Here is a 22,111-nt window from a genome sequence, read left to right on the forward strand (position 1 = left end):
ACTACTATGTGGCTATGACACCAGAGTACGACAGCAATGCCCTTCGTCTACCCCTCGTCATCGTCGGCCCCGGCGGGCTGGGCCGCGAGCTGCATCAGCTCGTGCGGGACATCAACCGCAGCGCTGGGGGGGCGGAGCCTTGGGACATGGTCGGCTGGCTCGACGGTAACGCAGTGACGCACGGTACGCAGGTGCATGGCCTTTCGGTCTTGGGCGACCTCGACTGGCTCAGAGATCACCCGAACACCTATGTGGTGGTCGGCATCGGCGCCCCGCCCACGCGCCGAAAGGTCGTGGAGAAAATCAAGGCGCTGGGGCATACGCGCTTCGCCACTCTGATTCACCCAACCGCCGTGATTGGTGACGAGGTCGAGATTGGTGAAGGCACGGTCATCTGCGCCAACGTGACCACCACGACTGACTACAAAATTGGGTGTCATGTGCTGATCAACATCATGGCAACGGTGGCCCATGACGACGTGCTTCACGATTACGTGACCATTGCACCCGCTGCTGTCATCAGCGGCAACGTAACCATCGGGGAAGGCACCGACTTGGGAACCAACGCGACGGTCAATCAGGGCATAGAGATCGGTGCCTGGAGCATCATCGGCTCGGGGGCAGTGGTCACCAAGGCTCTGCCCGCCAACTGCACGGCAGTCGGCGCACCGGCCAAGCCTATCAAGAAGCGGCCTGAAGGCTGGCACCTCTGACCTGACCCCACACAGAATCGGGCGCAGTATCGGCCCCCCACAACGACAAAATCACCAGCCCCGGCCCCTGCCCACGCGGGGGCTTTCTTCTGCCCTGCCCCTCACCACGCGGGGCAGGCTTTTTTGACGGAGGCTTCCATGAAACGACTTCTGCTCCTACTCGCCCTTGCCCTCGCCGCCTGCTCTCCCGCCCCCCAGCCTGCCCCGGCGCCCGTACCTGCCCCTCTCCCGGCCCCGGCCCCGGTGCCGACGCCTGCGCCCCCGGCGGCTCAGCCCGCTGAGGAACTGGCGCGGCTCATCAACGGCAGACGGGCCAGCGGAAGCAACTGCAACGCCTACTACGGCAACACCCGGATGTCGGTCCTGCTCTGGGATGCGGGACTTGCACGGGCGGCTCAGGACCATGCCGACGACATGGCAGCGCGGGGATACTTCGGAGACACGCCGGATTTTCCGCCGCTGAATGCGACCAGACGCGCTCAGCGTGCGGGCATCGGCTACGCCTTCTCACACGCCTACCTGACCGGGGACACGGCGGCTCAGGCGTTTGCCCATGCGGAACAGGCCCCCGATTTCTGTCGTGGCGCCTACTTCCCGGACCTCTCCCATGTCGGTGTCGGGCGCAGCGCGGCGGGGTGGGTCGTGATTTTCGGGCAGCAGTGAGGTGCGTATGCGAACACTACTTTCTCTGGCGCTGCTGCTCTCCCTCGGTGTGAGCGCCGCGCCCGCGCCCGCCCTGTGCCGGGTGGAGGCCACCTACGCCCCGCTGTCGCGCCTGAGCAGCTTTGGCACCCTCGTCGTGCGGCTCGTGCCCGGATGCCCGCCGAATGGCACGGCGCAGGTGCGGCTCGGCAACTACGGCGGCCCGGGCAGCAAGGCCACCGGGCCTACGGAAACCCTGAGCGCGTCCCGGCCTGTCGTGGCGTGGGCAGCTCAACCCCACTGGCGCACCGTGCTCTGGCTCGCGAAGTCCGGCAAACCCTATCCCGTCCCGATTAGGAGGTGACTCCGTGAGGTGCACATATGTTAGACGCGCTGAGCGTTTTGACCGTGATCGTCGGCCTGGCGTTCCTCGCGCTGATGGCGCGGTACGTCCTGACCGGCGATCTCAACAAGGAACTGTTGACCGTCCTTTCCTCGCTGCTCGGGGCGCTGATTACGGCGTTGAGCACGCGCAAAAAGGAGCGGCACCCCAACCCACCGCGCGACAGTTCGCAGGGAGGCGAGAATCATGACGCCTGATACATCCGACTTGCTGAGCGTCATCGTTCAGGCCGCCGTCTGGAGCGGTATCGCCGCCGTCGCCTGGGCCGCTTACGGCCTGCGCCGTCGCCAATGCCCCGGCACCGTCGGCGGGTGGAGCGCGGTGCTGCTCGCGCTGACCGTGCTGTACCTGCTGCTCACGGCAGTGGACGTCCCGGGCGTCATGAGCGTGCTACGGAACCGCGTGCAGGACATCCCACAGGTTTCGACGCTCAAAACCGGGCTGTTCGCCGCGTGGTTGTGGGTGCTGCGGTTCGTGCTTGTCCGACTGGCACGGGGGAGGTTGACATGAGCTGGTTTTCGCTCTTCGTCTGGACTGTCTACGCCTACAGCCTCGGCGCCTCGGCGTGGCTGGCGTACCAGCACGCGCCGCTGGTGTTTCCGAAGTGGGGCCACATCATCCGCTGGCTGCCGGGGCTGTTCGTGATCACCTATTACACGCTGAACTGGTTTTTCCCGCACCCGGCCATCAAAGCGGTCCAGGACGGGACGACCGTAGCCCTCGGCTCAGACTTGCGCTTTCAGTCCAGCGTGACTGCGCTGAGCCTGTCGCTCTACATCCTGGCGCGGCGGGCGGGGAGGACGGAATGAGCAACTTCGACTTTGCCGCCGCCATTGCCGCGCGTCCTAGCGGGGCCACCAAGGGGCAGCTTGTCGCGGCCTACGGCGACCCCACGCAAGGTTGCACCCGCACGGGCAAGGGTCGCTTCGAGCCTTCCGCCGCCTTCCGCCGCAACATGGTCAAGATTCCCCTCTCGGAGTTGCCCGGCTTCCCCGACTACGCGGTGCCGGGCACGAAAATCAGTGGCGTGACGTTTCACCGCTCGGTGGCCCCCGTGTTCGTGGCAACGTGGGCAGAGCTTCACAGGCGCGGGCTGACGGGACGGCTGCGCACCTATGACGGAGCCACCACCTACCGTCACATGCTCTGGAACTACAGCAACCCCGTGAGTCTGCACGCCTACGGCGCGGCGATTGACTTTGACGCCCGCTGGAACGGGTACGGCATTCCCCACAACCAGATGCAGATTGACCGGGACGTGGTGAAGTGCTTCGAGGAATGCGGCTGGGAATGGGGCGGGCGCTGGGGCAGGAGCGACGGGATGCACTTCCAGTGGACCGACCCGCTGCCCGGCGTGCGGCAACCGGAATGGCGGGACGCGATGGCGGCGGGTGCACCGCCAAAACAGCGCCCCACACCTGCCCCGCCCCCCGACGCCGTGCCCGGCACCCACTACCTGTACGGGCGCTGCCGGGTGCCGTATCCGAAGGGGCAGCTTGTGCAGGAGGACGCCTACCGCTGGGCGAGCGTGGCGACGGACGCGCAGGGGCGGGTGCTGCTTGGGCCGGACGGACTGGCGCGGGTGGTCCTGTTCGATGATGAACGCGCCACCAAGAAAGGACTGGTGAAATGATGGAACTGTTTCTGGGATTCGTTTCCGCGCTCGGCCCCGCCGGGTTTCTGTTTCTGGTCCTGATGGTGGGCCTTGACCTCGGCTTGACTCAGGTGGTCCGGGACGTGGGGCGCTCCTACCAGCGCAGGCGGCGGCGCCGTGTGGATGAGCAGCGGCGCATGGCGGGGCTGCCGCCTCTGCCTGCCGACGAAGTGCCGCCTCTGCTCGGCGGCGTGGCGGTCATGGCGCTGTCTACGGCCATCGGCGGCGTGCTCGGCGGCGTGATGCTGGCAGCGGTGGCCCCGGTCATCGGCATTCAGGACGGCCCCTGGGCGGGTGTCCTGGCGGGCCTGTTGCTCGGCGCGGCGACGACGGGATTGGTGGGCTACTGGAACCAACAGGCCGAGCGGCGGAACGCGGCGCTGCGGGCCTCGGGTGTGGCCGCGCCTGCCACGCTGCCCCCGGACCTGTTGCCCGAACTGCTCGCAGCCCTGGCAACGGCCCGCGCCCCGGTGGTGCAGTCGCCCTCGCCCTGGAAGGCGGACCCGGCTGAGCCTGTCGTGCTGGCCGACCCCCGCCCGCTGCGCCCGGCCAGTGAGCGCGACGTATACGAAACGCAGCATGACGGCGAGGACTTCTAGGCGCACCCGCTCCCCCCGACGTGGCGCTGACCATTTCGGCGCTGCCGACAAGATGCCCCCGCCCCAGCCGTGAGGCCAGAGCGGGGGGCATCTCTCTGTTCCTATTCCGACAACTGTTGACAGAATACAGGGGAGGAAGTATCCTTATTTCAGGCAAGGGAGAGACCCCGGAAGACGCAGAAAGCGCACGGGCCTGAGCCTAGGAGAGTACGAGATGATGATCAGCACCCACGACACCAAGGCCAAAAACGGCAGCCTGAGTGCCACCGTCAGCATCAGCGGCGGCTACCAAATCAAAGATCAACTCAAGGCCGATGGTTACCAGTTCGACGGCCTGTCGGACTGGCAAAAGGAGATCAGCACCCCCATCGTGAACGCCAAGCCCACCCGGGAAGAAGCCATGACGATGTACGGCGAGCTGGTCAAGCAGGCACGCGCCGAAGCGGCGAAATATGGCATCAGCAGCTTTGAGTGGCCCGACCCCGCCCTCGCCGCCGTCGCCAAACTGTAAGCCCCATCAGGCTCGCCCGGAGCCACAATCCGGGCAGGAGAAAAACATGCAGAAGTACCTACTCATCGACAAATTCAGCGGCTACGAACTGGGCGACGTTGAGGCGAAGGACCAAAAGGACGCTGCCGCCAAGCTGTACGCTCAGCACCCCGGCACCGAAAATAAGACGGACATTGTACTAGCCGTAAACCATGAGCTTGATGGCCTGCCCGACCAGGCAACGGCAAAGCCGGAATACCTCTAATCAAGCAAGCCCCCCGGCCATGAGACGAGGCCGGGGGCTTTTCAATCCACTCCCACCGGAGAGCAGCAGGAGAATCCAAGTATGCCACGCCACCCCCGCCTGACCGACCGCGATATTCCCGAACTCACTGCCCTGGTGCTGCGCCTCGTGCTGCAATCGCCTGACGCCCTAACCGTCAATACGCTGTCCACCGAGCTGGGCGAGAGTCCCCGTCGCATACAGCGCACCCTGACCGCTGCCGAGGCTGCCGGGTGGATTGTCACGCGCACTGGCAAGGAGCGGCGCCTGACGCTGAGCTGAGTCAACACCAAAAGCCCCCCGCTCTGGCCTGTGCCGGACGGGGGGCTTTTTTGTTGCACTCACCACACGCTCGGCTTGTGCCTTGCCTCTCTCGGCGGGGATGGCACCTCTTCTGTCACTGCCACTGACGGCGCTTTGCTGACAGCAGGCCCCCAGTTCAGCTCCTCTTGCCGCACGTCCTCGGGAGGGGAGAGGAGGAGCAATCCGTCGGCGTGTTCGGGTGGCGTGTCGCGCAGGCGTCCGGCCTCGATGACCCCGGCGGCGGCAGCGGCGAGCCATCGGCCCCGCATGGCGCTTTTCTGCTGGTCGGTCTTGCACCCCTGCATTTCCAGCGCCCGGTCCACGTTCTCGCCCATCCACCGCTCGGTGTAGTAGATGCTCTCTCGGCGGGATTCGCCCTCTCTCCGGGTCACACTGCCCTCCTCTCTCTCCGGTCCTGTCTCGCATCCTGCCATGCCCAGCGCAGGCGCTCTCTCAGGCTCGGGCGCTGGCGGTGGGCCTCCTGCCAGCTCATCGCCGCCCGGGTAAACGCCGTCAGGGGGTCCGGCCCCTCTCCTGGCCGTTTGGTGCGGCCCCGGCTCAGCGTCACCGTGTGCCGATGGTCCCGGTGCCGCTCCGGGTCCGAGTCCAGCGTGACGCGCAGGCCGTTGCGGGTGGCCTGGGCGTGCAGTTGCTCATACAGGCCGAGGGTGTGGCCTGCGGTGAGTTCGGCGGGGGTGTAGGTGTCAAGGACCTCTCCCCCGGCGGTGAGTTCGACGCGCTCCACCTCTCCCCGGTGGTCCTGATAGACGAGCAGGCCGGGCCAGGAAAGGGCGAACAGGTCGGCAAGGCGGGTGGGGAGCGGGGTCACGGCTCCACCTGTGGCACTTTGTGGGCAAACTTTGCCTTCCATGCCGCCAGATGCTTCTCAGCAGCGGGGGCGGTGGCTAGCTCGTGGTCATGCCGGATGGATTGCAGGACCGAGAGGGTGACGGCCTGAAAGCCGTTGTTGTACACGGCCAGCCAGCGGTAGTTTTTGCCGTTGGCAAAGCGGCTGGTGCTTTCCAGTTTCAGGCGACCCGCGAAGTCAATTTCACAGCCGTCATCCTTGAACCAAGAAAGGAACATGCCGGACTCCTCCCCGCTCTGCCACAGGATTTCTACGACCTCTTGCTGGTGCTGGAGGTGGTAGTAGCGCTTAATGACCATTCCGAACTGCTCGGTGGCGGTGTCCCACAGCACCAGCCCCGGCTTGATAGGGGGTATGCGGCTCATTCGCGCACCTCCTGCTCGGCGCGGGCCTGCTCGGGGGTGGTGGGGGTGGTGGGGAGGGTCATTGGGGGGCCTCCTGGCATGTTGCCTTATCGGAATCGGGGGCGCGGTAAATCATGGCGGAGTTGTAATTCGGGCCACCACTTTTCACGAAGTAGGCGCAGCCCTCAGCCGTCCAGAGGGTGCGGCCTTGCAGTTTTGATAGGTTGGGGTTGGTGCAGCCCGTGAGCAGTAGCAGGGCAAGAGAGAGCCATTTCACTTCTGGGCCTCCTGGGTGGGGGTGAGGGCGTCGTGAATGAAGCGCAGGGCATGTTGCTGAGCGGCTTGGTATTCGGGGACTCCATGCTCAGGCTCAGTCAGCCTGAGCGCCGTAGATGCACCCGTGAGAGCCTTCCGCAGCCGCTCGCACTCCGCCTCCCGCTCGGCCAGGGCCGCAGCCTGAGCGAGGTAGGCGAGGGCGAGGGCTGGGGCGGCGGCCATGAGCGCGGCGTTGCGGTCCAGCTCACTGTCAGGCGTCCGTTTGCCCTCGCTAAATCCGGGCTGAATGAGCACATACATCCGGTTTGAGCCGTCAGAACCAAGCGCCCAGACGGATTCATGGCCGGACTGCCACTCGCCGGGCGTGATGCCTTCGAGCAGCCCGCGCACCCACTCGGGCGTGGGCATGTTGGGGGTCAGGTCGGGGGTGGTCATGGCTGGGCCTCCGTAGGCTGCTCGGCCTGGGCGCTGGCGGGGGCGAGCAGGGCTTCCAACTTGCCGCGCTTGTGTTCGCTCGGGTCGCGCAGGTAGGCACGGGCCGCGCGGCGCAGGGCCAACAGATCAGCGCGGGCGCGAGCGCCGAGTTGCTGCATCATCTCCTCGGCTTCCTCCTGGGTTTGTGCGTCCTGATGCTCTGCCACCAGCGCGACGGCCTGCAAGACGTGGTCTGTCAGAAAGGTCATGGCGTCGAGGGGGTTCACGAAGGCCAGCACCACCTGCTCGGTGGGCGTGCCTTGTATGTAGGCCAGCCGCTCGTGCTCATCCATGCCCTCGACTGCCGCAACAGCGCGGCCCTGGTCGTTGCGAATCAGCATCCCGCAGGAATACTCGTTAAAGCGCAGCCCCCCCACGCTCACCACGTCATCGGGGTCTGAGCTGCCAAACACCAGCACCGGGCAGTCAAACTCGGCCTTGATTTTGCCCCGCAGGAACTTCGCGTAGTCCATATCACTCATCATCCTTCTCTCCTCCTTGCTCTTGCCCCCGGCCCCAGCACGCGCTGGGGCGGGGTGGGGGTTAGGCGTCTTGCAGGGCTTCCAGCGTGGCCTTGATGGTGTCGGCGTGGCAGGGCAGCGGGGCGCACCAGCAGCAGAGCGCGATGTTTTCGCCCGTCTGGACCCTGCTGATCAACTCGTCCACCATCTCTGCGACGCGATTGCTCAGCGCCGTTTGTAGGCGCAGCCGCAGCCAGCCGTCATAGGCGCTGATGGCGTCCTCTCGGGTGTATCTCGGCATGGTGTAGGGGTTGCCCAGCTCACTGAAGTTCTCGCCGTACTGGGGGCGGTAGCTGCTGCGTCTGCCCACATAAACGGGCGTGAAGCCCTCGGGCACCGGATGACGCACGTTGTGAACGATCACTTGACCTGTCATCTCTCATTCCTCCAATGCCCCAGCCAAACGCCGGGGCAGATGCTCAACTAGGCGGCGGTCTCGCGCACGGTCAGGCGGGCGTCACCGCAGGCGAACACGTACTCGATGGTCAACCCGTCCTGGGTCGTCATGTCGTGCAGCCTGGGGCGGGCGCCGAAGTGCTGCTCGGCAATCAGGCGGGCGCCCTGGCCTTTGCGCTTGCTGGTGACAGGCGCATAGCCGGGGTAAGTGGCGGTGTAGTGGGGGCGGGCGGGCTGGGTCATGCGCGGGCACCAAGCGGGGCAATCAGGGAGAAAAACCGCTCCCAGCCAGCACGGGTGAACTCGGCAGTGAAGGTGCGCCGACCCAGCCAGATGGTGTAGCGAACGGTGTCATTCCCGACCCAGGCGTTATTGGTGCTGCCACCGATACCGGGGTTGTAAATATTCCCGTTGTACGAGCCACTCCCCTGATAGAGAGGGCTTTGCACGATGGCGGCCAATTCCTCCACAGTTTTTGCGCCCCGTTCGGGTGCAGCAAACCGACAAGTAACACTCAGTACCTCTTGCATCCTTCCTCCCTTTGCCCGGCACACCGCAACTAGGCGGCTGGGCTTGATTGCTGCCCTAAGTGTATCAAGGTGTAGCACCTGTGTCAAACGTGCTACACTAAGGGGGAGGTGATACGTTCTGTCAGATATGCCCAGCACTAAGAAGCTCGCCAGCCTCCGCCTAGACCACGACGTGATGGACGAGATTGACGCCGTGATGCTCAGGTTTTACGGACAGATGGGCGGCGTTGCTCCTAGCCGCAATGCTCAGCTTGAGGCGTGGGTCATGGAAGGATTGGAAAGAATGAAAGCCCGCGTGCAAGAGAAGGGGGAGCAAAAAGGATGACCTGCATTTACGCGCTGCTTGACCCAAGAGACGAGAAAATCTACTACGTTGGCAAGACCAAGAATCTCCGGTCACGATACTTTCAACATCTAAAGGACATGACCTATAAGCACGCAAAGGACGGCAGCATTATGGGGCGTAAGAAGGCTTGGTTTGAGCAGCTTCAGGCGGCTGGGCTTGCTCCTGAATTTGTGATTTTGGAAGAAGCCGATGTTGATTGGCATGTGCGCGAACGGTATTGGATTACCCGCTTACGCTCCGAGGGCCATCCACTGCTCAACACCTTTGACGGCGGGCAACCGGGAGGCACTGGCAACCTGCCCCGTGAAGTTCCCGCCTTCCGCTGGTGGCATCCTGAGCGCGGCTTCTACGACCCGCAAGGCGGTGACGCATGACCCCCACCAAACTCCCCGAACTCCTGGCGGCCCTTGCTGAGCGCTTGCCGGAGCGTGTGCAATACCTCCCCGCTGAGGCGATGGCCCGCGTCAAGTTGTGGGGCTGCTGGCAGCGGGTCTATCTGGATGAGACGGGCGACATCGTGACCCATGCCGGGGCGTCGTATCTGGAGCTGAGCCTGCGCGAGGAATGCGACGCGAGAGAGTGGGAGTGGGAGCTTGAGGGCAAGGCTGGGAAAGTTGTCGCTACCGTCTGGAATGGCGCGGGCGGCGCGGAATACTGTCACCTCGGCATTACCCCATCACCCGCTCATGCCCTGGCCTGCGCGATGGTGGCGGCGCTGAGCGGGGAGGAGGAAGGATGAGCGACATTGACGTAACGATTGCCACACACATCATGGGGTGGGGCAGTGTCCACACGAACAAGTACGGCGAACTCTACGCCGAGACGCCTGAAAGCGCCCCGGGCCGGACCCGTTGCCCCCTGTTCACCGAGTCCCTGGACGCCTGCCACCAAGTAGAGAAGCGCCTGATTGAGCTGGGGCTGGACGGGGCCTACCTGACCGCCCTGTACAACGAAGTCGGGAATGGCGGCATTTTCCTGATGCGCCTCATCGCCGCCACCCCAGAGCAACGGTGCCGGGCCATGCTCAAGGCACTAGACGCCCGACCCTAACCCCGCCCCCGCCACAGCCCCCGCGTCAGAAGCTGACAGTCGGTGATAAATTGACCGCAAGAGTCGCCCCGCTTGCCCTCCGGCAGCGTACCTGGGCGGCTCGTTTTTGTTGGGGGGCTGTCAAGTTTGAGAGCGTGCAGCACGGCGTTTTCTTTATCCGCCCCCCGGCTTTAGCCTAGCTTCTTTATGGGGGGCGGAAAAAGGTTTTTGGCGTCTGGGGCGGCGGGAGAGAGGTGTGGCGTACAAGTTGCAGCCACTTGATTGGTCATGCTGCCCGACGGCATGAACAGCCCCGCCTCGAAGCCGGTCAGGTGCGCGAGTTCGTGTTGCAGCGCGTTGACGTTGGGGTCCTCGCCGTACACGTCGTCGCCCACCTCGGCGGTCGCCATCGCCTCGCGCATGGCGGGGGTGGGCCGGGTCACGGTGTCGGAGCGCAGGTCGGCGATCAGCGGCGAGGGAGTCATGGCGCACACGATAGCGGGCGGCCCCCGACGGGCGGCAGAGCCAGAAACCAGCAAATTCGATTAGCACACTTCTCTCGCCGTTGCCAACAACCGTGACCTCTCTAACGGTCCAGTTAAGGTCAGGCTGGGATAAGGTTTATTTTGTCCTCAAACAAACCTCTGCTCGACAGGCCAGACTGCTTCACGTCGGGAACGAAAAACCCGGTCCCAACAGTCCTTCCCGCCTCACAGCGGGGCACCCCATTTCCCGGAGGAAATACCATGACGCAAGCCAGCCTGATCCGTCTGTCCGAACTCAACAACGACGCCCAGTACAACCTCAACGACAGCTCCGTGTACAACCCCGTCGGCGCCACCGCCTACGGCGTGAACGGCGACAAGATCGGCACCGTGCGTGACGCCCTGGTCGAACCCGAAACCGGCCGCATCCGCTACTTCCTCGTGGACGTCGGCGGCTGGTTCAGCAGCAAGGAAGTCCTCGTGCCCGTGGGCTACGGCCGCGTGGACGACAGCGGCGTGTACTTCGACAGCCTGACCAAGGACCAGGTCGGCGGCATGAGCGAGTACCGCGCCGACCAGGCCTACAGCGCCGAAATGATGGACACCGACGAGCGCGTGCTGCGCGGCAACCAGAGCGAAGCCGAGTACCACCAGCGCGCCTACCAGACCCCTGACCGCCTCCAGCTGCTCGAAGAGCGTCTGGTCGTGAACAAGGACCGCTTCAAGGCGGGCAGCGTCCAGATCGGCAAGCGCATCGAAACCCGCCAGGAAACCGTCTCGGTGCCCCTGCAGCGTGAAGAAGTCGTCATCGAGCGTCACGCCGTCACCGATGGCCGCGCCGTCGAAGGCGCCGTGCTGGGCGAAGGCCACCAGACCATGAGCGTGGACCTCGAAGCCGAGCGTGCCAACATCAGCAAGCAGGCCTACGTGACCGAAGAAGTCAGCGTCGGCAAGCGTGCCGTCACCGAAACCCAGCAGGTCACCGAGACCGTGGGCCGCGAAGTGCTCGACGTCAACCAGACCGGCGACGTGCGCACCACCGAAGGCACCGCCCTGACCGACGACACCACCAAGCGCAACATCTGATTCAGGCCTGAGCCTGGGCGGGGGGAACCCCGCCTTTTTTTCTATTCACCGACAGGAGAATGCGACATGACCGGAAGAGACAACGACGAAATGCGCGTGCTGCACGGCAACACTGAAACGGCTGAAACTCGGCAGGCTGAAACCTCACTGGGCGCCCTGAACGCGGAAGGCACCCGCCTGGGTACGGAGAGCGAAGTGGGCCGCCTGCAACTGCTGGAGGAGCGGGCGCAGGTTCAGGTGCTGCGCGAGGGCATCGGTCAGGTGCAGGTGCGCAAGGTGCTGCGCGAACGGCAGGAGATGGTTCCGGTCACCCTGAGCACCGAAGTGCTGGAAATCGTGGTGACGCCAGTTGCACAGGGCGCGGCGGCTCACGCGGCCGCAGGCTCGGTCACCGAAGGCGGCGCCATGGGCCAGGGCGTCAGCCAGATTCTGATCGACGGCAAGCCGCTGCAAGTCGGCCAGTCGTACGAGATTCCCCTGACCGAGGAGCGGGTGCAGGTCGTCAAGCAGGTCTACCCGATCAGCGAAGTGCTCATCCGCAAGCAGGCGCAGAGCACCACCCACCAGGAAACCGTCATGCTGCGGCACGAAGAACTCGAAGTGCTCGACGAGCAGGGCCTGGCGCGGTTCGTGGATGACCTGCCCGGCACCGACGACACCCGGCGCTGAGCAGGTCAGGTGGGTGGAAAGCTCTCCCGGTGGGGGCTTTCCACCCGCTTTTTTGTGCCTTGTTCCGGCTCGCGGGTCGCCGCGTTCCTGTGCCGGAGACGCCCGACCCGACGTGTGCTGGGCCGGGTTGGATAACATGCGGCCATGACACAACCCGGCATCGAGTTGCAGGAACTGATCGCTGCGATGGAGCAGCGCCGCGCCAGGGTCGAAGCGGGCGGCGGCGCCGAGCGCCAGCAAAAGCAGCGTGAGGGCGGCAAGCTCACCGCACGTGAGCGCATCGAGCGCCTGCTCGACCCCGGCAGCTTTCTGGAGTCGTCCACCTTCGTCGAGCACGGGCGCAACCGCTTGATGGACGGCATCGAGGCCCCCGGCGAAGGCGTGGTGACCGGCTCAGGCACCATCGGCGGGCGGCAGGTCTTCGTGTTCAGTCAGGACTTCACGGTGCTCGGCGGAAGCCTGGGCAAGATGAACGCCAGCAAGGTCACCAAAATCATGGACCTCGCCGCCAAGACGGGCTGCCCGGTCATCGGCCTGAACGATTCGGCGGGGGCGCGGATTCAGGAAGGGGTGGATTCCTTAAGCGGGTACGGCGAAATCTTTTACCGCAACGCCATCTACTCCGGCAGCGTGCCGCAAATCAGCGCCATCCTCGGCCCCTGTGCGGGCGGCGCGGTCTACAGCCCGGCCCTGACCGATTTCATCCTGATGAGCCGGGGCAGCAGCTACATGTTCATCACCGGCCCCGAGGTCATCAAGTCCGTGACCCGCGAGGAAGTCACCTTCGACACCCTCGGCGGCGCGGACGTGCATACGCGCAAGTCGGGTGTGGCGCATCTCGCCTATGAGGGCGACGAGGCGGTCATCGACGGCATCAAGGACCTGCTCGGCTACCTGCCGCAAAACGCCCGCGAAAAGGCTCCGGTCAAGCCGACCAACGACCCGGTCAGCCGCCGCAACGAGAAACTGCTCGACATCGTGACGCCTGACCAGCGCCGGCCCTACGCCATGCAGGACGTGGTGCGGGAACTGGTGGACGACGGCACGTTTCTGGAAATCCAGCCGGACTGGGCCAAGAACATCATCGTGGGGTTTGCCTGTCTGAATGGTCAAAGCGTGGGCATCGTCGCCAACAACCCCAAGGCGCTGTCGGGGTCGCTCAACATCGACGCTTCCGACAAGGCCGCCCGCTTTATTCGCACCTGCGACTGCTACAACGTGCCGATTCTGACGCTGGTGGACGTGTCGGGCTTCCTGCCCGGTGTGCAGCAGGAGTACGGCGGCATCATCCGGCACGGCGCCAAGATGCTGTATGCCTACGCCGAGGCCACCGTTCCCAAGGTCACCCTGATTACCCGCAAGAGCTACGGCGGCGCGTACCTCGCCATGAACAGCCGCGACATGGGGGCCGACGTGGTCTACGCCTGGCCGACCGCCACCGTCGCCGTGATGGGTGCGGAGGGTGCGGCCAACATCGTCTACCGCAAGGACATCAAGGACTCGGAAAACCCGGCGGCCACCCGCGCCGAGAAGATTGCCGAGTACAAGGAAGCCTTCGACAACCCCTACGTCGCGGCGGCCAAGGGGTATATCGACGACGTGATTCCGATGGAGGAGACCCGCGAGCGCCTCATCAAGACCTTCGAGATGCTGCGCGACAAGGAAGAAACGCGGCCCTTCAAGAAGCACGGGAACATTCCGCTCTGAGGCTTCCGCCTTCTTCCTGAGTTCCAGCCTTCGGGCGTGGGCAGGGGAGAAGGTGTCTGGTAAACTTGAACCGAGTCAAAACATTTCAGCCACCCCTGTGGCCTTCAAGGAGACGACATGGATTTCACCCTGACCGACGAACAGCGCCAACTGCAACAGCTCGCCCGCGACTTTACCCGCAAGGAAATCATTCCGATTGCCGCCGAGTACGACCAGAAGGAAGAACTGCCCTGGCAGGTCGTGGAAAAGGCCTTCGAAGTGGGCCTGCTCAACGCCTCCATTCCCGAGCACGCGGGCGGCCTGGGTCTGGGCATGCTCGACGAAACCCTGATTGCCGAGGAGATCGGTTACGGCTGCATGGGCGTCTACACCATCCTGATGGCGTCCGAACTCGGCATCACCCCGATTCTGGTCGGCGGCACCGAGGAACAGCAAAAGCGTTTCCTGGGGCCGCTGACCGAGAAAGCGGGCCTGGCCGCCTTCGCGCTGTCCGAACCCAACAACGGCTCCGACGCCGCCGGGATGCACACCACCGCTTACCTCGACGGTGACGAGTGGGTCATCAACGGCACCAAGATGTGGATTTCCAACGGCGGCGTGGCCGAAATCACCGTCGTGTTCGCCACCACCGACAAGCAGGGCGGGCACCGCGCCACCGTCGCGCTGGTCGTGCCGAAAGACGCCCCTGGCTTTACCTGGAACAAGATCAAGCACAAGATGGGCCAGCGGGCCAGCCTGACCAGCGAACTGGTCTTCGAGAATGTCCGCGTGCCCAAGGAAAACCAGCTCGGCGGCCTGGGCGACGGCTTCAAGATTGCCATGAAGACGCTCGACAAGACCCGCATTCCCGTCGCTTCCGGCTCGGTGGGGCTGGCCCGCCGCGCGATGGAAGAAAGTATCAAGTACGCCAAGGAGCGCGAAGCGTTCGGCACCCCTATCGCCCAGTTCCAGGCCATTCAGTTCAAGCTGGCCGAAATGGCGATGGGCATCGAGACCGGGCGCCTGATGGCCCAGAAAGCCGCGTGGCTGGTGGACCAGGGCCTGCCCCACGGCTTCGAGAGCGCCATCGCCAAGGCGTACTGCTCGGAAATGGCCTTCAACGCCGCCAACGAAGCGATTCAGGTACACGGCGGCTACGGCTACGTCGGCGAGTACCCGGTGGAAAAACTGCTGCGCGACGTGAAGCTCAACATGATCTACGAAGGCACCAACGAGATTCAGCGCGTGGTCATCAGCCGCAACCTGCTGAAGTGACGTTGGGGCTGAAGCAAGTCTGGGGCTGACCGTCTGAAGGTCGAACCGTTAAACCGTTTAAACCGTCTCACCGTGGCCCAGGCCAAATCGGTGAGACGGTTTCTTCGTATTGGAAGGGATGACGCGAAGGCATCCCCCAGCGGCGAGACCGTTCGACGGTTTGACGGTCAGACTTCCAGTTATCAATGGTTCGTGCAGTTTTAGGCGGCTTTGAGGCCGAAATTTAGCGGACTGGACGGCAGATGTTCTAATTCTTCAAAGCGGGCCGAGAGATCCAACTTGGACAAAATCACTTGGGCCAGCAGGGCGTTATACGCCCTGCGTTTCATGTCTTCGAGACTGAACACCAGATTCTGTCCGCCCTCTGCTGCTCGCAGGGCCTCAAGGCGACAGAGGTTCAGGGTCAGCAAGACCACGTTCCAATGCGCCTCAATGCCTGGCTGTGACCGCAATTGCACATCCTGGCTTCCCAGGAATTGCTTGGCATCCCGGAAGATCAGTTCGATCTCAAAGCGACTCCGGTACAGCGCAATGACCTCATGAGCGGGCATGGTCACAGCGGTGCTGAACAGCACCGCGTAGCCGATGGCCTGACCCTTTTTGCCGATCTGCTGAATGACGACTGCGCGTACTTCCCGCGCCCACTGCACACTCCAGACCACTTGCGTCCACACCCGTTCGTTTGACGTCTCAGAGACCAGGTTGAAATGCCGCAGGCCGCTGAAGTCCACCTTGCCATCGAACTTCTTCTTTCGTCCACGCCGTCTGGAATGCTCACCGGTATAGAGATACTTGAGGTTGGCGTTGTGAGGAAATCTGGAGATGAATGGGAGACCGTGCTCCGTCACGGTCTCCACAATCAGTTCCTTCGCGTAATTCCCGTCAGCAACGACAGCAGCCAGTTCGAGCTGTTGGATAGTCCGGAGATCAAGCAACACGTCATCCAGCTGGTCGGCGGCCTGTGCCAGACGGCTCGGGGCATCAGATCCGGTTCGGGTCTGACGAACATCAACCGTGAACGCCTGTCGGTGCTGGACATCAATCAGGGCACAGCAGGATTGCTCGATCCCACGTTCGGTTCGTGCAGCACAGCCATTCCAGAACGAGCCGAGGTGGGCAGTCTGCTGACCGGTTTTGCGGTGAAAAGAGGCGTCAATGGCCAGCACGCAGAGTGGGCTGATCAGCCCACTCTCGATGGCCGTGCTGACCGTCGCTCGGTGTAACGGGCCCCAGGGAATGGCCCCGGCGTCACTGCGGTGTAGCCAACGACGAATCCTACTCTCCGAGCAGGCGGCATATCGGGAGAGATTCAGGGCGTTCAGCCGTCCAGGAACAGCGAGAAAAACGCTGAGCAGCACGGTCAAGAACTTCCGCTGCGTCTTACGCAGCGGGACCGCGCTGAGAACGTGCTGTAGGATGGCCATCAGACCCATTGGAAGCGGTGTATTCACAGCCCCATTTTCGATGGGTCTTTCTTTGCGACCTCAAAACTGCACGAACCATTGAGTTATACGGATTCCGCTTAATTCCTGCACAGTCGGGAAAGCGCCGCCTGTGCATCCATATCGCAGAATCCGTATTTTTTCCTACTCGCATCCGCTCTGCTGCGCAGCTTTGCAAGTCGGATTGAATCTGGTAGTTTCAGATTCAATCGGAATCCGTATTACCTGAACTTCACTGTCGCCAGCATTTTGCTGAACAGGTCACTGGCGGCAGCGTAGCGCGGCGCGGTGTCGGTGAGCTGGAAGGAAAAGAGGTTTTTGGCATTGTCACCGAACCACACGCGCAGCCGGACATCGGTGTTGCCGCCCGTGAGCTGGTACTCGCGCTCCAGGCCCTTGACGCCGCCGTAGGTCGCTTCCTTGCTGCTCAGGCGCTTGACGGTCAGGTTGCTGGCCTTCAGGTCGGTTTCGTAGTTGTCGGCTTCGGTCGTCAGGTTGACCTTCTCGCCGCTGTCTTTCTCGGCAAACAGCAGCCGGATCATGGTCGCGGGCTTGGTCTTGGCCGACACCATGCTCAGGCCCACGGCCCCGTCTCCGAGGTCGATGCCGTACCAGGTCGTCGGCGCACTGATGGAAAAGGGCAGCCGGGCGTCGCTGAAGGGGGTCAGTTTGGTCTGGACGGTCTGGGCCAGGGCGCCGGAGGCCAGCAGCAAAGGAGTGGTCAGCAGAATGGAGCGGCGAAACGTCATGGGGGGCACGCTAGCAGCGTCAGGTGAGCCGTTTCTGATGGGCGGGGTCAGGAGGCCGCCTGACAGCGGTTCGGGGCTGCCAGTTCAGGAACGTCGGGCCAGGGGTGCCGGGTCGGGCCACAGTCGCCAGTTTACCGGCCCCGCCACGTCGCGCAGGTCCACCGGGCCGTAGCTGCGCGAGTCGAGGCTGGACCCGGTGCGGCGGTTGTCGCCCATCACCCAGAGTTTGCCGGGCGGCACGGTGAGCGGTCCCTCGTCGTTCACGTACCCTTCCGCGCTGGCGTAGCTTTCGGCCACCTTCACGCCGTTGCGCCACAGCTCGCCGTCACGAAAGGCGATGACGTCGCCCGGCAGCCCGATCACCCGCTTGATGTTGTAGGGGCGGTGGCGTACGCCGTAGAGCGTTTCGAACGCGTAGGGACTGTCGGCGGGTGCCTTGAAAATCACCACGTCGCCGCGCTGGAGGTACTCGCCGGTCAGCCCCCAGGTGTGCAGCCAGCGCGGGTACTTGAGCAGCAGCAGCAGCTCGCGGCCGTGCAGATTCGGCTCCATGCTCTCGCCGTCCACCCGCGCCAGCGTGCCGACGAAGGTGGTCAGCAGGTAGACGGGCAGCAGGGCGCCCAGCACCCAGGTTCGCCAGAACTCGCGCAGGGGAGAAGGCGGCAGAGGCTCGGACACGCGGCGCATGGTAGCAGGGGGAGGATTAGAGCAGTTCTCCGAATGACGTGATGCGGGGTGCCGTTCCGCGCATCACTCCATTCTCTCCTGCGCAGCAGAGCGGATGCGAGTAGGAAAAAATACGGATTCCGCGATATGGATGCACAGGCGGCGCTTTCCCGACTGTGCAGGAATTAAGCGGAATCCGTATCAGACGGTGACTCAAGCGGCGGGCGCCGGGCGGCGGCGGCGGGTGGCCCACAGCATCATGCCCCAGGCGGCGAGGCTCAGGGCCGCGCACAGCACGAACACCGGGCGGTAGCCGAACAGTTGTGCCCACGCCCCCGCCACGATGCCCGAGAGCATGGAGCCGATGACCGACGTGTTGGAATACAGCGTGGTGGCCGCACTGAAGCGCCCCGGCATCAACTGTTGGAAGTAGGTCATGCCCAGCCCCGCCATCACTGCGAGTACGGCGGCGCGAATCGCCTGCGTGACGATCAGCAGCGGCATCCCCTGCGCCAGATAGATCAGCCCGAAGTGCAGCACGAACAGCAGCAGGCTGGCTTTAATGAGCCATTCCACACTCGGGAGCCGCCTGGAGAGAACAAAGAGCAGCATCACCGGAATTTCCAGCAGCGCACACAGCCCGACCAGAAAGCCCACCTGCCCCTCGGTGCCCCTGAGCGTTTCGGTCACGAAAAGCGAGAACATCACCATGCCCATGTGCATCGCCATGCCGTAGAGCACGAACGCGGCGACGATCCACCCCATCGGCGGCGCGGTCCATTGCTGGGCCAGCGGTGAGGGTGCGGCGTCGTCCTGCGGCGCAGCGGAAGTCGGCAGGGCAGGCGCCGCTGGCCGGACGAACAGCAGCGGCAGCGCGGCCAGGGCGTAACAGGCCGCCGCCAGCAGAAAGACCCCGCTGAACGACCAGCGGCTCAGCACGGCGGCCCCCACGCCCGGCCCCACCACCCACGCGAAGGAAAACACCGCCCGCAGCACCGTGACCGCCTTTTCCGGCAGGTCGCCCGGCGCCCCGGCGAAGCCCGAGCGGGCGAAGGCGAACACCTGCGGAAAGGCCGCCGAACTGACCGCCAGCAGCAGCACTCCGGTCGCCATCACGCCGTACACCGAGCGCACTCCGCTCAGGGCGAGGTAAGCCAGCACGCCCGCCGCCAGCGTGAGCAGCACCAGCGGTTTGCGGTCGCTGCGGCGGTCGGCCCAGCGCCCCAGCCGGGTGCTGATCACCACCGCGCTCAGGGCGTTGAGCGTCAGAAAAATCCCCAGTTGCAGCGGACTCATGCCCACCTGCTGCACCGCGAACAGGGACATGAACGGCCCGGCGAGCGAGGTCGCCAGCCCCAGCAGCAGCACCGCGAGCGTCAGCCCCAGCGCGTGCGGCAGCCGGGCAATCTGCGGCAGCGTCCCTGCGATGGAAGTGTCGGCAGGCGTGTCGGTGGGAGCAGGGCGGGTCGGGGCAGGCATCGGCCCGCCAGTGTACGCCTCTCCCCGACTGAACCGGTTCAGAAACCGAGTCGAGAAGGAAGCTGGGGCAGGCTCACGCCCAGGCCCGGACCACCCGCAACTGCTCGCCGTCGCCGTCCACCACCGCGACCAGGGCGCCGTGCAGGGTCACCACCGCCCGGCCCCGCTGCGGGTGCGCGGGCCGTTTGCCCTGCCGCAATTCGCGGGCGAGGCGCTCGTCGGCCTCGATGCGTGGAAAGTCCAGCGCGTCCAGGTCAGGGGTCACGGGCGCCCCGGCGAGGTCGTCCAGGCTGACCGCGTCCCGCAGGCTGTAGCGCCCGGCGCGGGTGCGGACCAGCCCGCTGAGGTGCGCGGGCACGCCCAGCGCCGCCCCCAGGTCGCGGGCGAGCGAGCGCAGGTAGGTGCCGCTGCCGACGTGCGCCCGCAGCAGCAGGGTGGGGTATTCGCCCAGCGGCTCCGGTAGGGGAAACGTCAGGCCTTCTGCCGCCGGGGTCCAGCTTTGCGGGTCGAAGGTGCGCGGCGCGTCTTGCACGCGGTGATAGACGCCCAGCAACTCCAGCGCGTGAATCTCCACGTCCCGGGCCGGAAGGTCGAGTTGCCCCCCGGCCCGCGCCACCGCGTAGGCCCGCTGCCCGCCCACCTGAATCGCGCTGTACTGCGGCGGAATCTGCTTTTGCGGACCGACGAATTGCTGAAGCGTTCGCTGAAGCTCCTCGCCCTCTGCCCTCTGCCATCTGCCCTGCGCCTCCACCGGCCCTTCGGCGTCCAGGGTCGGGGTGCCCGCGCCGAGGCTGACCCAGGCGAGGTACTCCTTGGTGTCGTGCTCCATGAACTGCACCAGTTTGGTGGAGTCGTCTACGCACAGCACGACCACGCCGGTCGCCAGTGGGTCCAGGGTTCCGGTGTGGCCGACCCGCTTGGTCCCCAGCGCCCGCCGCGCCCGGTTCACCACGTCGTGCGAGGTCAGGTGCAGCGGCTTGTCGGCGGCGATTACAGGCATGGGGCGCAGGGTAGCAGGCGCAGGCCGATCACGGCGCGGGCAGGCGTCGGCTAACCGGCCACGGCTTCGGCCTGCACTTCCTCCTGACTCGGCAGTTCACGCGGCAGGCGCGACCACAGCAGCGCGACGGCCAGCGCCGCCACCGCCGTCAGCGCGACCAGCCCCCAGCGCGGGCCGAGCGGTCCTTCGCGGCTGATCAGCGCACTCGACAGCGCGGCTCCGGGGGGACCCATGCCGACCAGCACGAAGGAATACAGGCTCATCACCCGTCCGCGCAGCAGGTCGGGAATGCTGAGCTGCACCGTCGAGTTGGCGCTGATGAGCAGCGTCAGCATCCCGAAGCCGCAGGCCGCCAGCACCGGCACGGCGAGGGGCACGCTGGGCGTCAGGCTCAGCAGCACCGTGCTGACCAGCAGGATGCCTGCCCCCAGCCGCAGGTTGCGCACCGGGTTGGGCTTGCTCGCCTGCCACAGCGCCCCGATCATGGCCCCGATGCCGAACGCCGCCGACAGCAGCCCGAACGTCGCTTCGCGGGCGCCGAACACCACGCGGGCGTAGTAGGGAATAATCACGTTGAAGTTGATGACCGTCAGGCTCAGCGCCCCCACCAGCAGCATCACGTTGCGCACGCCGGGGTGGGTGCGGACGTAGCGCAGGCCCTCGCGCACGTCGTCCACCATGCTGCGCGTGCCGCGCTCCTGCACCGGGGGAAACGGCAGGGTGGCGATGACGAACAGCACCACCAGAAAGGAGGCCACGTTAAGGTAAAACGGCAGCGCCAGCCGCGCCACGCTGTCGGGGTGGCCCCCGGCCAGCAGAGACACGCCGAGGGCCGCCACCGCCCCGAACAGCGCCTGCCCGATGGTGCGGCTCACGTTGAACGACAGGCTGTTGAGCGCCACCGCGTTGGACACCTGCTCACGCGGCACGAAATCCACCACCATCGTCTGCCGGGCGGGCATGTCGAAGGCGTTGGCGACCCCCGACACGAAGGCGAGCGCCATGACCAGCGGCACGGTCACGCTGCCCTGGTGGGTGGTCACCGCCAGCGCGATGGCCGTCGCCATCAGCACGAGCTGCGTGGTCAGCAGCACCCGCCGCCGTGACACCCGGTCCACCACCGCCCCGGCGAACAGCGAGAGCAGCAGACTGGGCAAGAACTGCGCGATGGTGACCTGCGCCAGTGCCGCGCTGCTGTTGCCCGACAGCTCCAGCACGAGGTACTGCTGCGCGGTGGCCTGCATCCACGAGCCGATCAGGGAAAGAAGTTGAGAAAACCAGTAACGGCGATAGTCGGGAAACTTCAGTGCTCCGAAAGTCCGTGAGCGCCAGACGTTGAAGCTGCTTTGCACCGGCCCAGCATAGGCTTCTGTGACCCGCTGCACGCCAGGCTGCGCCCAGAAGGAGCCATTTCATGGGTCTTCGATGTGAAAACCCCCAAGTTGCCCGCACCCCTTTCCCCGTGCGCCGACCACAGTTTGACCTCACAAGGACGTAGAAGTTCTCTCGCAGCGGGCGATGGGGGAGATGGGGGTAGAGATGAGAAAATTCTCAAAAAAGGCTAGCTTCATCAAAAGAGCCTATGTTACTTTAGCGAATGTAAATCTTCCCACAGGCCGACCGCTGGTCTTGCCGCTCTTCCTCGCCCAGCTGACCGATTGATTGTTGACCGCTCGACTGTTGACCGATCGATTCTGGCGAGT

34 protein-coding genes and 1 pseudogene are annotated in these 22,111 nt (G+C 64.8%); 19 read left to right on the forward strand and 16 right to left on the reverse strand.

Features of this window, described 5'->3' with window-relative positions:
• The first annotated feature begins 14 nt into the window (after nucleotides 1-14).
• The 11 genes from G6R31_RS04270 to G6R31_RS04320 all read left to right on the forward strand — a co-directional run bounded on the left by G6R31_RS04270 (nucleotide 15) and on the right by G6R31_RS04320 (nucleotide 5,066).
• Nucleotides 15-713 (forward strand): acetyltransferase, encoded by a 699-nt coding sequence (locus tag G6R31_RS04270; RefSeq protein ID WP_017869975.1) that lies wholly within the window; start codon nucleotides 15-17, stop codon nucleotides 711-713.
• A gap of 138 nt (nucleotides 714-851) precedes the next feature.
• Nucleotides 852-1,376, forward strand: a complete 525-nt coding sequence (locus G6R31_RS04275; RefSeq protein ID WP_017869974.1) for a CAP domain-containing protein — start codon at nucleotides 852-854, stop codon at nucleotides 1,374-1,376.
• Nucleotides 1,377-1,383: 7 nt separating this feature from the next.
• On the forward strand, nucleotides 1,384-1,719 hold the full coding sequence (locus G6R31_RS04280; protein ID WP_017869973.1) for a hypothetical protein: 336 nt from the start codon (nucleotides 1,384-1,386) through the stop codon (nucleotides 1,717-1,719).
• Between the two features lie 17 nt (nucleotides 1,720-1,736).
• A complete protein-coding gene (locus G6R31_RS04285) occupies nucleotides 1,737-1,955 on the forward strand; it encodes a hypothetical protein (RefSeq protein ID WP_017869972.1) in 219 nt (72 codons plus the stop codon).
• Nucleotides 1,945-2,268, forward strand: coding sequence for a hypothetical protein (locus G6R31_RS04290; protein ID WP_017869971.1), 324 nt, complete (start codon nucleotides 1,945-1,947; stop codon nucleotides 2,266-2,268). Before G6R31_RS04285 ends, G6R31_RS04290 begins: the two co-directional genes overlap by 11 nt.
• Nucleotides 2,265-2,567, forward strand: a complete 303-nt coding sequence (locus tag G6R31_RS04295; protein ID WP_017869970.1) for a hypothetical protein — start codon at nucleotides 2,265-2,267, stop codon at nucleotides 2,565-2,567. Before G6R31_RS04290 ends, G6R31_RS04295 begins: the two co-directional genes overlap by 4 nt.
• Nucleotides 2,564-3,391 (forward strand): M15 family metallopeptidase, encoded by an 828-nt coding sequence (locus G6R31_RS04300; RefSeq protein WP_017869969.1) that lies wholly within the window; start codon nucleotides 2,564-2,566, stop codon nucleotides 3,389-3,391. Before G6R31_RS04295 ends, G6R31_RS04300 begins: the two co-directional genes overlap by 4 nt.
• The gene (locus G6R31_RS04305) at nucleotides 3,388-4,011 is read left to right on the forward strand and encodes a hypothetical protein (protein ID WP_152423545.1); all 624 of its coding nucleotides are present in this window, start codon (nucleotides 3,388-3,390) and stop codon (nucleotides 4,009-4,011) included. Before G6R31_RS04300 ends, G6R31_RS04305 begins: the two co-directional genes overlap by 4 nt.
• 214 nt (nucleotides 4,012-4,225) lie before the next feature.
• Nucleotides 4,226-4,522 carry a hypothetical protein gene (locus G6R31_RS04310; protein ID WP_017869967.1) on the forward strand — a complete coding sequence of 99 codons (297 nt, stop codon included), beginning with the start codon at nucleotides 4,226-4,228 and terminating at the stop codon, nucleotides 4,520-4,522.
• Nucleotides 4,523-4,568: 46 nt separating this feature from the next.
• On the forward strand, nucleotides 4,569-4,766 hold the full coding sequence (locus G6R31_RS04315; protein ID WP_017869966.1) for a hypothetical protein: 198 nt from the start codon (nucleotides 4,569-4,571) through the stop codon (nucleotides 4,764-4,766).
• A gap of 81 nt (nucleotides 4,767-4,847) precedes the next feature.
• A complete protein-coding gene (locus tag G6R31_RS04320) occupies nucleotides 4,848-5,066 on the forward strand; it encodes a MarR family transcriptional regulator (RefSeq protein ID WP_017869965.1) in 219 nt (72 codons plus the stop codon).
• Nucleotides 5,067-5,125: 59 nt separating this feature from the next.
• Here G6R31_RS04320 and G6R31_RS04325 read toward each other — a convergent pair whose 3' ends face one another.
• From G6R31_RS04325 to G6R31_RS04365, 9 genes are read right to left on the reverse strand one after another with little or no spacing between them, the layout of a single operon-like run.
• Entirely contained in the window at nucleotides 5,126-5,479 is a 354-nt protein-coding gene (locus tag G6R31_RS04325; protein WP_017869964.1) for a hypothetical protein, read from the reverse strand.
• Nucleotides 5,476-5,916, reverse strand: a complete 441-nt coding sequence (locus tag G6R31_RS04330) for a hypothetical protein (RefSeq protein WP_017869963.1) — start codon at nucleotides 5,914-5,916, stop codon at nucleotides 5,476-5,478. Before G6R31_RS04330 ends, G6R31_RS04325 begins: the two co-directional genes overlap by 4 nt.
• A complete protein-coding gene (locus G6R31_RS04335; protein WP_017869962.1) occupies nucleotides 5,913-6,320 on the reverse strand; it encodes a hypothetical protein in 408 nt (135 codons plus the stop codon). Before G6R31_RS04335 ends, G6R31_RS04330 begins: the two co-directional genes overlap by 4 nt.
• A 58-nt stretch (nucleotides 6,321-6,378) precedes the next feature.
• Nucleotides 6,379-6,576: a hypothetical protein gene (locus tag G6R31_RS04340; protein ID WP_040384832.1), complete on the reverse strand. Its 198-nt coding sequence runs from the start codon at nucleotides 6,574-6,576 to the stop codon at nucleotides 6,379-6,381.
• The gene (locus tag G6R31_RS04345) at nucleotides 6,573-7,010 is read right to left on the reverse strand and encodes a hypothetical protein (protein WP_017872063.1); all 438 of its coding nucleotides are present in this window, start codon (nucleotides 7,008-7,010) and stop codon (nucleotides 6,573-6,575) included. Before G6R31_RS04345 ends, G6R31_RS04340 begins: the two co-directional genes overlap by 4 nt.
• On the reverse strand, nucleotides 7,007-7,534 hold the full coding sequence (locus tag G6R31_RS04350) for a hypothetical protein (protein WP_152423858.1): 528 nt from the start codon (nucleotides 7,532-7,534) through the stop codon (nucleotides 7,007-7,009). Before G6R31_RS04350 ends, G6R31_RS04345 begins: the two co-directional genes overlap by 4 nt.
• Before the next feature lie 58 nt (nucleotides 7,535-7,592).
• Entirely contained in the window at nucleotides 7,593-7,946 is a 354-nt protein-coding gene (locus tag G6R31_RS04355) for a DUF4326 domain-containing protein (RefSeq protein WP_017872061.1), read from the reverse strand.
• Nucleotides 7,947-7,993: 47 nt separating this feature from the next.
• On the reverse strand, nucleotides 7,994-8,209 hold the full coding sequence (locus tag G6R31_RS04360; protein WP_164993961.1) for a hypothetical protein: 216 nt from the start codon (nucleotides 8,207-8,209) through the stop codon (nucleotides 7,994-7,996).
• Nucleotides 8,206-8,415 (reverse strand): hypothetical protein, encoded by a 210-nt coding sequence (locus tag G6R31_RS04365; protein ID WP_152423857.1) that lies wholly within the window; start codon nucleotides 8,413-8,415, stop codon nucleotides 8,206-8,208. Before G6R31_RS04365 ends, G6R31_RS04360 begins: the two co-directional genes overlap by 4 nt.
• Nucleotides 8,416-8,671: 256 nt before the next feature.
• On the opposite strand from G6R31_RS04365, the gene G6R31_RS04370 reads away from it, so the two are divergent.
• From G6R31_RS04370 to G6R31_RS04385, 4 genes are read left to right on the forward strand one after another with little or no spacing between them, the layout of a single operon-like run.
• On the forward strand, nucleotides 8,672-8,821 hold the full coding sequence (locus G6R31_RS04370) for a hypothetical protein (protein WP_161618076.1): 150 nt from the start codon (nucleotides 8,672-8,674) through the stop codon (nucleotides 8,819-8,821).
• On the forward strand, nucleotides 8,818-9,216 hold the full coding sequence (locus G6R31_RS04375; protein ID WP_017872058.1) for a GIY-YIG nuclease family protein: 399 nt from the start codon (nucleotides 8,818-8,820) through the stop codon (nucleotides 9,214-9,216). Before G6R31_RS04370 ends, G6R31_RS04375 begins: the two co-directional genes overlap by 4 nt.
• Nucleotides 9,213-9,581 carry a hypothetical protein gene (locus G6R31_RS04380; protein ID WP_017872059.1) on the forward strand — a complete coding sequence of 123 codons (369 nt, stop codon included), beginning with the start codon at nucleotides 9,213-9,215 and terminating at the stop codon, nucleotides 9,579-9,581. Before G6R31_RS04375 ends, G6R31_RS04380 begins: the two co-directional genes overlap by 4 nt.
• Nucleotides 9,578-9,892: a hypothetical protein gene (locus G6R31_RS04385; RefSeq protein WP_017872060.1), complete on the forward strand. Its 315-nt coding sequence runs from the start codon at nucleotides 9,578-9,580 to the stop codon at nucleotides 9,890-9,892. The genes G6R31_RS04380 and G6R31_RS04385 overlap by 4 nt, the downstream gene beginning before the upstream one ends.
• Before the next feature lie 251 nt (nucleotides 9,893-10,143).
• Here the strand turns inward: G6R31_RS04385 and G6R31_RS04390 are convergent.
• Nucleotides 10,144-10,356, reverse strand: a pseudogene (locus tag G6R31_RS04390) (beta-eliminating lyase-related protein); the annotation flags it as partial.
• 261 nt (nucleotides 10,357-10,617) lie between these two features.
• On the opposite strand from G6R31_RS04390, the gene G6R31_RS04395 reads away from it, so the two are divergent.
• The 4 genes from G6R31_RS04395 to G6R31_RS04410 all read left to right on the forward strand — a co-directional run bounded on the left by G6R31_RS04395 (nucleotide 10,618) and on the right by G6R31_RS04410 (nucleotide 15,072).
• On the forward strand, nucleotides 10,618-11,442 hold the full coding sequence (locus G6R31_RS04395; protein WP_017871988.1) for a DUF2382 domain-containing protein: 825 nt from the start codon (nucleotides 10,618-10,620) through the stop codon (nucleotides 11,440-11,442).
• A gap of 66 nt (nucleotides 11,443-11,508) precedes the next feature.
• Complete coding sequence (locus tag G6R31_RS04400; RefSeq protein WP_017871987.1) at nucleotides 11,509-12,111, forward strand: YsnF/AvaK domain-containing protein; 603 nt, start codon at nucleotides 11,509-11,511, stop codon at nucleotides 12,109-12,111.
• A gap of 144 nt (nucleotides 12,112-12,255) precedes the next feature.
• Nucleotides 12,256-13,818, forward strand: a complete 1,563-nt coding sequence (locus G6R31_RS04405; protein WP_017871986.1) for an acyl-CoA carboxylase subunit beta — start codon at nucleotides 12,256-12,258, stop codon at nucleotides 13,816-13,818.
• 117 nt (nucleotides 13,819-13,935) lie between these two features.
• The gene (locus tag G6R31_RS04410; RefSeq protein ID WP_017871985.1) at nucleotides 13,936-15,072 is read left to right on the forward strand and encodes an acyl-CoA dehydrogenase family protein; all 1,137 of its coding nucleotides are present in this window, start codon (nucleotides 13,936-13,938) and stop codon (nucleotides 15,070-15,072) included.
• Between the two features lie 200 nt (nucleotides 15,073-15,272).
• On the opposite strand, the gene G6R31_RS04415 is transcribed toward G6R31_RS04410, so the two are convergent.
• From G6R31_RS04415 to G6R31_RS04440, 6 genes are all read right to left on the reverse strand, one after another.
• On the reverse strand, nucleotides 15,273-16,505 hold the full coding sequence (locus G6R31_RS04415) for a transposase (protein ID WP_164993962.1): 1,233 nt from the start codon (nucleotides 16,503-16,505) through the stop codon (nucleotides 15,273-15,275).
• Between the two features lie 230 nt (nucleotides 16,506-16,735).
• Nucleotides 16,736-17,263 (reverse strand): hypothetical protein, encoded by a 528-nt coding sequence (locus tag G6R31_RS04420; protein WP_017869087.1) that lies wholly within the window; start codon nucleotides 17,261-17,263, stop codon nucleotides 16,736-16,738.
• 84 nt (nucleotides 17,264-17,347) lie between these two features.
• Nucleotides 17,348-17,950, reverse strand: a complete 603-nt coding sequence (lepB, locus tag G6R31_RS04425) for a signal peptidase I (protein WP_017869088.1) — start codon at nucleotides 17,948-17,950, stop codon at nucleotides 17,348-17,350.
• Between the two features lie 192 nt (nucleotides 17,951-18,142).
• On the reverse strand, nucleotides 18,143-19,408 hold the full coding sequence (locus G6R31_RS04430) for a sugar efflux transporter (protein ID WP_017869089.1): 1,266 nt from the start codon (nucleotides 19,406-19,408) through the stop codon (nucleotides 18,143-18,145).
• Between the two features lie 73 nt (nucleotides 19,409-19,481).
• Nucleotides 19,482-20,408: a tRNA pseudouridine(55) synthase TruB gene (truB, locus tag G6R31_RS04435; RefSeq protein WP_017869090.1), complete on the reverse strand. Its 927-nt coding sequence runs from the start codon at nucleotides 20,406-20,408 to the stop codon at nucleotides 19,482-19,484.
• Nucleotides 20,409-20,458: 50 nt separating this feature from the next.
• Nucleotides 20,459-21,760, reverse strand: a complete 1,302-nt coding sequence (locus G6R31_RS04440; RefSeq protein WP_025567985.1) for an MFS transporter — start codon at nucleotides 21,758-21,760, stop codon at nucleotides 20,459-20,461.
• Between the last annotated feature and the right edge of the window lie 351 nt (nucleotides 21,761-22,111).

This window comes from Deinococcus wulumuqiensis R12 (genome assembly GCF_011067105.1).
Classification (GTDB): domain Bacteria; phylum Deinococcota; class Deinococci; order Deinococcales; family Deinococcaceae; genus Deinococcus; species Deinococcus wulumuqiensis.